This window comes from Actinomycetota bacterium (assembly GCA_005774595.1).
Taxonomy (GTDB): domain Bacteria; phylum Actinomycetota; class Coriobacteriia; order Anaerosomatales; family D1FN1-002; genus D1FN1-002.
In genome coordinates this window covers 1-9,151 of sequence record VAUM01000051.1, presented here as the reverse complement: position 1 = coordinate 9,151, position 9,151 = coordinate 1, and the positions used below count along the sequence as shown (strand labels likewise).

Genomic DNA, 9,151 nt, shown 5'->3' with positions numbered 1-9,151 from the left:
GTCGACACGCGGCACCAGTCGCCGGACGGCGTGACCGTGGCCGTGCTCGCCGCGCTCGCGATGCACGCCGGAGCGGGGGCCCGTCCGTGAACGGCGCCGTCGAGCGCCGGGTGACCGTCGAGCTGGGCGACCGGTCGTACCCGGTCGTCATCGGCCCGAAGGCGATGCGGTCGCTCGGTGAGACGCTGCGCGCTGCCTGCGGCGCCGAACGCGTCGCGCTGGTCACCGATGACAACGTCTGGCGAGACTACGGCGAGCGCGCGTTCTCCTCGCTGCTCGGTTCCGGCTTCCGAGTGAGCCCGATCACCGTGCCGGCCGGCGAGGGCTCGAAGTGCTGGGACCGCGCCGGCGACGTGCTCGAGCGGTTCGCGACGGCGGGGCTGGGCCGGCGCGATCTCGTACTCGCGCTCGGCGGCGGCGTGGTCGGCGACCTCGCCGGCTTCTGCGCTGCGGTGTACATGCGTGGCGTGTCGTTCGCACAGGCGCCGACGACGCTGCTCGCGCAGGTCGACTCCTCGGTCGGCGGCAAGACCGGCGTCGACCTCGCGGCCGGCAAGAACCTCGCCGGCGTCTTCTGGCAGCCGGTCGCGGTCGTCGCGGACACGTCGTGCCTCGATACGCTCGCCGCCGCGGAGTGGGCGAGCGGGCTGGCCGAGGTCGCGAAGGCCGCGATCCTCGAGGGCGGGGAGTTCTTCGAGTGGATGTCGGCGAATGCGCCTTCGCTCGCGGGGCGCGACCGGTCCCTCGTGCCGGAGATGGTGGAGCGCGCCGTGCGGTTCAAGGCGGGCGTCGTTTCCGCGGACGAGCGCGAGGCCGGGCGCCGCGAATGCCTCAACCTCGGCCACACCTACGGGCATGCGCTCGAGCGCGCCGCCGGCTACGGGGCGATGAGCCACGGCGCGGCGGTCGCTGAGGGCATCCGGTTCGCGGGCGTGCTCGCCGAGGAGGTGCTCGGCGCTCCCGCGTCGTCGAGCGAGGCGCAGTGCGCGCTGCTGGACGCGCTCGGGCTTGCTGCGATGCGGGTTGACGCGCCTGCGGATGAAGTGATGCGCGGGATGCGAGTGGACAAGAAGGCCCGGGACGGCTCCGTGCGGTTCGTCCTGGTCAGCGAGCCCGGCACGTGGAAGGTCGTGCCTGTCGAGGCCGACGTGCTCAAGCGCCACGTCGAGGCCTACGGCGCGCAGCGATGAAGGAGCGAGGACGGATGCGGATCCTGGTGATGAGCGGCCCGAACCTGAACATGCTCGGCACGCGGGAGCCGGACGTGTACGGCACCGTGACGCTCGAGCAGATCGAGGCGATGGTGACGTCGGAAGCCGCGGCCCTCGACGTCGAGGTCGAGTTCTTCCAGTCGAACCACGAAGGCGAGCTCATCGACCGCCTGCAGGCGGCGGCATCAGCGGGCGTCGGCGCGGTCGTGTTCAATCCCGGTGCGTTCACGCATTACTCGCACGCGCTGCGCGACGCGGTGGCGGCGTGCGCCGCGCCCGTGGTCGAGGTGCACCTGAGCAACATCGCCGCCCGCGAGGAGTTCCGGCGCGAGAGCGTGATCGCGGCCGTGTGCGCCGGGCAGATCTCGGGCTTCGGCGCGCGCTCGTACGTTCTGGGAGTGCGCGCGGCGGCGGGCCTGGCCGACGCGGCATCGTGAACTGCCGCCCGCGGCTCGCGGCGCTCCGCTCGCGCATGGCCGATGAGGGCGCGGATGTGTTCCTTGCTTCGCATCCGGCGAACGTCGCGTACCTGACCGGATTCGAGGACGTCTTCGACGACGGCTCCGGCGCGGTGTGCGCCGTGACAGCGGACGCCGCGCTCGTGGTCACCGACTCGCGCTACGAGGACGCCGCGCGTGCCGCGGCCTCGGGTACGCCGTGGGAGGTGGAGTCGGTCTCCGGCAGCGTGCTCGGACGGGCATGCGAGCTGCTGGTGGAGGTCGGGGCCGCAGCGCCGGTGCTCGAGGAGTGCGTGACGCACGCGGCGTTCGGCAAGGCCGTCGCCGCGCTGCCCGGCGCCGACGTGCGCACCGCGGCGTGGGTCGAGGGCCTGCGCCGGGTCAAGGAGCCCGAGGAGGTCGAGCGCATCGCCGCGGCCGCGCGGCTCGCGGACGAGGCGATGGCACGCGTGCCCGCCCTGTTGCGGGCGGGCGCGACCGAGCGCGACGTGGCGCTCGAGATCGAGTTCGGGATGCGCCGGGCCGGCTCGCAAGGCGTGGCGTTCGCGCCGATCGTCGCCGGCGGCGAGAACTCGGCGCGTCCGCACGCGGTCCCGGGGACGCGCCCTCTTGCCCGCGGCGACCTCGTCGTGGTCGACATCGGCGCACGCGTGCGGGGTTACTGTTCGGACCTCACGCGGACGTTCTGCGTGGGCGCGGCGAGCGAGCGGCAGCGCGAGATCCACGCGGCGGTGCTCGCCGCCAACGAGGCCGGACGGGCGGCGGTGCGCGCCGGGACCGTCGGCAGGGACGCGGACGCGGTCGCGCGCGCGGTGCTCGCGGATGCCGGGTTCGGCGACGCGTTCGGGCACGGGCTCGGCCACGGAGTCGGGCTCGAGGTGCACGAGCTGCCCGGCGTGGGCTCGGGCTCGGAGCAGCCGCTGCCCGCCGGGGCGGTCGTGACCGTGGAGCCGGGCGCGTACCTGCCCGGCATGGGCGGTGTTAGAATCGAGGACCTGGTCGTGGTCGGTGAGGGCGCCTGCACGGTGCTCTCCGCCGCACCGCGCGACCTGATCGAGGCAGGCTGAGAGACGCGGTGCGCCCGCGAGAGGGCGGCGCCGCTCGCACGAGGGAAGGGCACGGACCACGCGATGGCTGTTTCCACGAACCAGTTCAAGAACGGCATGTGCATCGTCTACAAGGACAAGCGCTGGATCATCGTCGAGTTCCAGCACGTCAAGCCGGGCAAGGGCGGCGCGTTCGTGCGCACCAAGCTCAAGGAGCTCGACACCGGCAAGGTCGTCGACGTCACGTTCAACGCGGGCGAGAAGGTAGACGACGTGCGCGTCGAGATGCGCCGCCTGCAGTTCCTGTACTCGGACGGCACGGCGCTGCACTTCATGGACAACGATTCCTACGAGCAGTTCGAGCTCGATGCCGGGTTCGTCGGCGAGGCCGCCAAGTGGATCAAGGAAGGCGACACCGTCGAGGTGCTCACCGCCGATGGCGAGATGGTCGGCGTCGAGCCGCCGATGTTCGTCGAGCTCGAGGTGACCGAGACCGACCCGGGCTTCAAGGGCGACACCGTCCAGGGCGGCACCAAGCCGGCGACGCTGGAGACCGGCGCGGTCGTGCAGGTCCCGATGTTCGTCGAAGCCGGCGACCGCCTGCAGGTCGACACGCGCGACGGCCGCTTCGTCAAGCGCGTCTAGGCGCAAACCGAGCTCCGCACACGCTATACTCTTTCGACCGTGCGCGGGCCGCGATGGGGCGGCGCCGCGGCGGTGTGGTACCCGCACACGACCGAGCGAGACGAGGTGAGGTGAGGCATGAGGCCGATCCGTATCACGGACACGACGCTGCGCGACGCGCACCAGTCGCTGTGGGCGACGCGCATGACGCTCGGTGACATGCTGCCGATCCTCCCGAAGATGGACGAGGTCGGGTACTGGTCGCTCGAGGTGTGGGGAGGCGCGACGTTCGACGCGTCGCTGCGCTTCCTCGGCGAGAACCCGTGGGAGCGGCTGCGCGTCATCAAGCAGCACTGTCCGAAGACCCCGCTCCAGATGCTGCTGCGCGGCCAGAACCTCGTCGGGTACCGGCACTACAGCGACGAGATCGTTCGCCGCTTCGTGCATGCCTCGAAGCGCAACGGCATCCACGTGTTCCGCGTCTTCGACGCGCTGAACGACATCCGCAACGTCGAGGTGGCGGCCGCGGCGGTCAAGGAGTGCGGGGCGCACTTCGAGGGCGCTATCAGCTACACGATCTCGCCGGTGCACACCTTGGACTCGTTCATCGACTACGCGCACCAGCTCAAGGACATCGGCGCGGACACGATCTGCATCAAGGACATGGCCGGCATGCTCACTCCATTCCGCACCGAGCGCATGGTGCGGGCGCTCAAAGAGCAGGTCGGGCTGCCGGTGCACGTGCACTGCCACTACATCGGCGGAATGGCCCCGATGAACTACGTGAAGGCAGCCGAGGCGGGCGCCGACATCGTGGACACGGCCGTGGTGGCGCTCGCGTTCGGCAACAGCCAGCCGGCCGTCGAGACGATCGTCGCGGCGCTGAAGGAGTCGCCCTACGACACCGGCATCGACCTCGACCTGCTGTTCGAGATCGCCGAGTACTGGGAGGGCGTGCGCTCCGCCAAGAAGATCAAGCGCGGCGTGACCTCGCTGCTGTCGATGGAGGTCTTCAGCCACCAGGTCCCCGGCGGCATGATGAGCAACCTGGTGAGCCAGCTCGAGATCCAGAAGGCGACCGACCGGCTGCCCGACGTGCTCAGGGAGATCCCGAAGGTGCGCGCCGAGGTCGGCTTCCCACCACTCGTGACGCCGCTCTCGCAGATCGTGGGCACGCAGGCGGTCATGAACGTGCTCACGGGCAAGCGGTGGGCCGTGATCCCGCAGGAGATGAAGGACTACATCCGCGGGATGTACGGCAGGGCGCCCGGGCCGATGTCGGCCGAGATCGTCGCCCGCGCGCTGGGCCGTGACGAGCCGCTCGCGCCCGACGTGCGCCCGGGCTCGCTCGTGACCACGACATATGCGCAGATGGAAGAGGAGATCGGCGAGCTCGCCAAGTCGGAGGAGGACGTGCTGATGTACGCCCTCTTCCCGAACGAGGCGCGCAACTACCTGACACTCCACCAGGAGGGCGTCGAGAAGACCGTGTTCATGACGGGCGAAGAGGTCCGCACCGTCACGGAGGGAGAGTCCGTGGACGTCAACCAGATCCGCGAGCTGATCAAGATCGTCGAGACCTCGGAGATCACCGAGGTCGTGGTCGAGGAGGCCGGTACCCGCGTCGAGGTGCGCAAGGGCGGCTTCTCCGCCTCGTCCGCGCCCGTCACGCAGGCGCCGCCCGTGGACGTCAGCGTGCCCGTGCCCGGGCCCGAGGAGGGACCCGCGCCCGACGGCTCAGGCGCATCCGACGCCGGCCCGCGCGGCGCCGACTGGGTCGCGGTGACCTCGCCGATGGTGGCGACGTTCTACCGCTCGCCGTCCCCGGGCGCCGACTCGTTCGTCGAGGTCGGTACGCAGGTCGACGAGGGCCAGACGCTGTGCATCCTCGAGGCCATGAAGCTGATGAACGAGCTCGGGGCCGACGCGCCGGGCATCGTGCGCGAGATCTGCGTGACGGACGGCTCACCGGTCGAGTACGGCACTGTGCTGTTCTACCTCGAGCCGGTGGCCTGAGCGTGGCGGACCGCTTCGCGAAGGTACTGATCGCCAACCGCGGCGAGGTCGCGCTGCGCGTCATCCGCGCGTGCAAGGAGATGGGCGTTTCCACGGTCGCCGTCTACTCCGAGGCGGACCGTGACTCCCTGCACGTGGGGCTGGCCGACGAGGCGGTCTGCATCGGGCCCGCGCAGTCGGCGCGGTCGTACCTGAACATGGCCAACATCATCTCCGCCGCCCTGGTCACGGGCGCGCAGGCCGTCCACCCGGGCTACGGCTTCCTCGCCGAGAACTCAGCGTTCGCGCGGGCGTGCGCCGACTCCGGACTCGTGTTCATCGGCCCGGGCGCGGACGCCATCGACCGGATGGGCGACAAGGCGGTGGCGCGCGCCACGGCCGCTGCCGCGGGCGTGCCGGTGGTGCCGGGCAGCGACGGGCCGGTCGACGACGTCGCCGACGCGCTGCGCTTCGCCGAGCAGGTCGGCTACCCGGTGCTCGTGAAGGCGTCGGCGGGCGGCGGCGGCAAGGGCATGCGCGTGGCGACCGACCCCGACTCGCTCAGGATCGGCTTCACCGCCGCGCGCACCGAGGCGGCCGCGGCGTTCGGCAACGACACGGTCTACCTCGAGAAGTACCTCACGCGGCCGCGCCACGTGGAGATCCAGGTGCTCGCCGACAGTCACGGCAACGCGGTCTACCTGTTCGAACGCGACTGCTCGATCCAGCGGCGGCACCAGAAGCTCGTAGAGGAGGCGCCCTCGCCGGCGCTCACGCCCGAGACGCGGGCGGCGATGGGCGAGGCCGCCGTGCGGCTCGTCCGGGCCGTGGACTACGTGAACGCCGGCACGATCGAGTTCCTGCTCGACACGGACGGGCGCTTCTACTTCATGGAGATGAACACGCGCGTGCAGGTCGAGCACCCCGTGACCGAGCAGATCAGCGGCGTGGACATCATCAAGGAGCAGATCCGCATCGCGGCCGGCGAGGTCATGCGCCACACGCGCCAGGAGGACCTGCAGGTCCGCGGGCATGCGATCGAGTTCCGGATCAACGCCGAGGACCCCGCGCACAACTTCCGGCCGCATCCGGGCCGCATCGAGGTGTTCAACCCGCCGGGCGGGTTCGGTGTCCGCGTGGACTCGCACATGTACTCGGGCTACTCGGTGCCGCCGTACTACGACTCGCTCATCGCCAAGCTCATCGTGTGGGGCGAGACCCGCAAGGAGGCCATCGACCGCGCGCGGCGCTGCCTCGACGAGTTCATCGTCATCGGCATCCCGACCACGCTGCCGTTCCATCGCGCCGTGGTCGACAACCCCGTCTTCCAGTCGGGCGAGGTCTATACTGACTTCGTCGAGACCGCCATGGCCGACCCCGAGCCGGCGACGGAGGTGTAGCGCGCGTGTCCGAGCAGATCGAGATCGACGGCACGACGCTGTCACCTGCGGTGCTCGAGAAGATCGTGTCGGTCGCCGCGACCGGGATCGACGGCGTCTCGGCACTCGGCGGGGCCGGCATCGCGGGCCTCGTGCAGAAGGCCGGCCGCCACGAGATCGACGTGGCGCTCGACGAGTCCGGCGGCATCGTGGTCACGATCCACATCCAGGTGACGTACGGGCGCCCGATCCGCGACATCGCCGCCGACGTGCGCTGCGCGGTCTCGGACGCTATCACGGGCCAGGTCGGGCGGCCCGTGTCGGCGGTCGACATCTTCGTCGACGCCATCTCGTTCGACGAGTAGCCGGTCAGCGAGGGCCGCCGCATGCTCGAGCGCACGAAGGCCCGCCGACAGGCGATGCACATCCTCTACCAGTGCGACATCACGGGTGCGTCGGCGTCGCGCGTGCTCGAGGCGCACGCGTGGAACCCGGACGACGGCGAGCCGCTCGACTTCTGCCGGGACCTCGTGCTGGGCGTCGAGGCGCACCAGGCGACCATCGACGGCGCCATCTCGGAGATCTCCGAGAACTGGGCGCTGGGCCGGATGCCGGTGGTCGACCGCAACATCCTGCGCCTGGCGGCCTATGAGATACTCTACCTCGACGACGTGCCCCCCTCGGTCTCCATCAACGAGGCGGTGGAGCTGGCAAAGGTCTACGGCGGCGACGACTCGTCGAAGTTCGTCAACGGTGTGTTGGGGCGGCTCGCCGAGGAGCGTGCCGCGCGTTCGGGCTCGCAAGGTCCCGTTCCGGCCACGGAAGGTCCCGATGACTGAGGAGTACGCGGGCTTCGCGTCCGCCAAGGCGCGTCTCGAGGAGATCACCGCGCAGGTGCGTGACAAGGACACGCCGCTCGAGAAGTGCCTCGACCTGCTCGAGGAGGGCGTGAAGATCGCCGGACGCTGCACGGAGCTGCTCGACCACACCGAGTGGCGCAGCGCGGTCGACGAGGCTGAGGGCGAGGAGGGTGCGGAGGCCGAGGAGGGTGCGGTGGCGTCCGGGGAGGCCGGCGTCACCGGTGGCACCACGGGTGACACCACGGGTGACGCCGACGACGCGGAGAGCGACGCCGACGCTCCAGACGACCCCGAGGACGTGCCCGAGCCCGCCGAGGAGCCCTCGGAGGAGGCCGAAGGCGCGCCGGAAGACGCCCGGGACGCCGAGTAACGCCTCGGTCACGCTGCGCGTGGCGCCCTTGAGCGGCCTCGCCGGCGGGGACTATGCTCGTGCACGGCGGCCGCGCGCGGCCGCGGACTGTCGACCGGCGATCTTCGAGGACCGAGCAGCGTGACGACGCACCCCATCCTGGAAAGCATCTCCGAGCCCGAGGACCTCAAGGGCATGGATGCGCCGACGCTCGCTTCGCTGTGCGAGGAGATCCGCGAGACGCTGGTCGAGACGGTGGCATCGACCGGCGGCCACCTCGCGCCGAACCTCGGCGTCGTCGAGCTGACCATCGGCCTGCTGCGGGCGCTCGACACCCCGAAGGACCGCGTCATCTGGGACGTCGGGCACCAGTCGTACGTCCACAAGCTGCTCACCGGCCGTCTCGAGCGGTTCGGCACACTGCGCCAGTACGGCGGCGTGTGCGGCTTCCCGAAGCGCAGCGAGTCACCGCACGACGTCTTCGACACGGGCCACGCCTCCAACTCGCTCTCGGTGGCACTCGGCCTCGCGACCGCGCGCGACGCGCGGGGCGGCGACGAGACCGTCGTGGCGGTCATAGGCGACGGCTCGATGACCGGCGGGATGGCGTGGGAGGCTCTGAACCACCTCGGCCACCTCGGCACGAGCATGATCGTCGTGCTCAACGACAACGAGATGTCGATCGCCAAGAACGTCGGCGCGCTCTCGGCGTACCTCGGCCGCGCGCGGCTCGACCGGCGCTACATGCGTCTGCGCGACGACATCGAGGGTGCGCTGTCACGCTCGCGGATCGGCGCCGCGTTCGTGGCGGCGGGCGAGGCGGCGAAGGGCTCGGTCAAGCAGCTCCTCGTGCCCGGCATGCTCTTCGAGGAGCTCGGCCTGAAGTACGTCGGCCTCATCGACGGCCACGACATCGCGATGGTCCAGCGCGCCGTCGAGGCGGCCAAGGAGGCGGGCGGCCCGGTCATCATCCACGCGGTCACGCGCAAGGGGCAGGGGTACAGCCATGCCGAGGAGAACGCCGAGTCGTTCCACGGCGTCGGGCCGTTCTCGGTGGAGTCGGGCAAGGCCGAGAAGGCGTCCGGCGGGCCCGCCTACACCGACGTGTTCGGCGCGGCGCTCGTGCGCGAGGCCGCCGAGGACGAGCGCATCCACGCCATCACCGCGGCGATGCCCTCAGGCACCGGCTTGGCGGCCTTCGCGGAGCGGTATCCCGGGCGCTTCCACGA

The 9,151-nt window shown here is 71.0% G+C and carries 10 protein-coding genes; all 10 read left to right on the top strand.

Annotation, left to right across the window (positions count from 1 at the left end; genetic code table 11):
- The first annotated feature begins 110 nt into the window (after nt 1-110).
- Nucleotides 111-1,190, top strand: a complete 1,080-nt coding sequence (gene aroB / locus FDZ70_03485; protein TLM78893.1) for a 3-dehydroquinate synthase — start codon at nt 111-113, stop codon at nt 1,188-1,190.
- 14 nt (nt 1,191-1,204) lie between these two features.
- The gene (aroQ, locus tag FDZ70_03480; GenBank protein ID TLM78891.1) at nt 1,205-1,648 is read left to right on the top strand and encodes a type II 3-dehydroquinate dehydratase; all 444 of its coding nucleotides are present in this window, start codon (nt 1,205-1,207) and stop codon (nt 1,646-1,648) included.
- A gap of 35 nt (nt 1,649-1,683) precedes the next feature.
- The gene (locus FDZ70_03475) at nt 1,684-2,736 is read left to right on the top strand and encodes an aminopeptidase P family protein (protein TLM78892.1); all 1,053 of its coding nucleotides are present in this window, start codon (nt 1,684-1,686) and stop codon (nt 2,734-2,736) included.
- A gap of 63 nt (nt 2,737-2,799) precedes the next feature.
- A complete protein-coding gene (gene efp / locus FDZ70_03470; GenBank protein TLM78890.1) occupies nt 2,800-3,360 on the top strand; it encodes an elongation factor P in 561 nt (186 codons plus the stop codon).
- Between the two features lie 117 nt (nt 3,361-3,477).
- Nucleotides 3,478-5,355, top strand: a complete 1,878-nt coding sequence (gene accB / locus FDZ70_03465) for an acetyl-CoA carboxylase biotin carboxyl carrier protein (protein ID TLM78889.1) — start codon at nt 3,478-3,480, stop codon at nt 5,353-5,355.
- Between the two features lie 2 nt (nt 5,356-5,357).
- Nucleotides 5,358-6,734 carry an acetyl-CoA carboxylase biotin carboxylase subunit gene (accC, locus tag FDZ70_03460; protein ID TLM78888.1) on the top strand — a complete coding sequence of 459 codons (1,377 nt, stop codon included), beginning with the start codon at nt 5,358-5,360 and terminating at the stop codon, nt 6,732-6,734.
- A 5-nt stretch (nt 6,735-6,739) separates the two neighbouring features.
- Entirely contained in the window at nt 6,740-7,078 is a 339-nt protein-coding gene (locus FDZ70_03455; GenBank protein TLM78887.1) for an Asp23/Gls24 family envelope stress response protein, read from the top strand.
- Nucleotides 7,079-7,099: 21 nt separating this feature from the next.
- The gene (gene nusB, locus FDZ70_03450) at nt 7,100-7,552 is read left to right on the top strand and encodes a transcription antitermination factor NusB (GenBank protein ID TLM78886.1); all 453 of its coding nucleotides are present in this window, start codon (nt 7,100-7,102) and stop codon (nt 7,550-7,552) included.
- The gene (gene xseB, locus FDZ70_03445; protein TLM78885.1) at nt 7,545-7,943 is read left to right on the top strand and encodes an exodeoxyribonuclease VII small subunit; all 399 of its coding nucleotides are present in this window, start codon (nt 7,545-7,547) and stop codon (nt 7,941-7,943) included. Before nusB ends, xseB begins: the two co-directional genes overlap by 8 nt.
- Before the next feature lie 120 nt (nt 7,944-8,063).
- The coding region (locus FDZ70_03440; protein ID TLM78884.1) for a 1-deoxy-D-xylulose-5-phosphate synthase at nt 8,064-9,151 on the top strand (1,088 nt) is incomplete at its 3' end.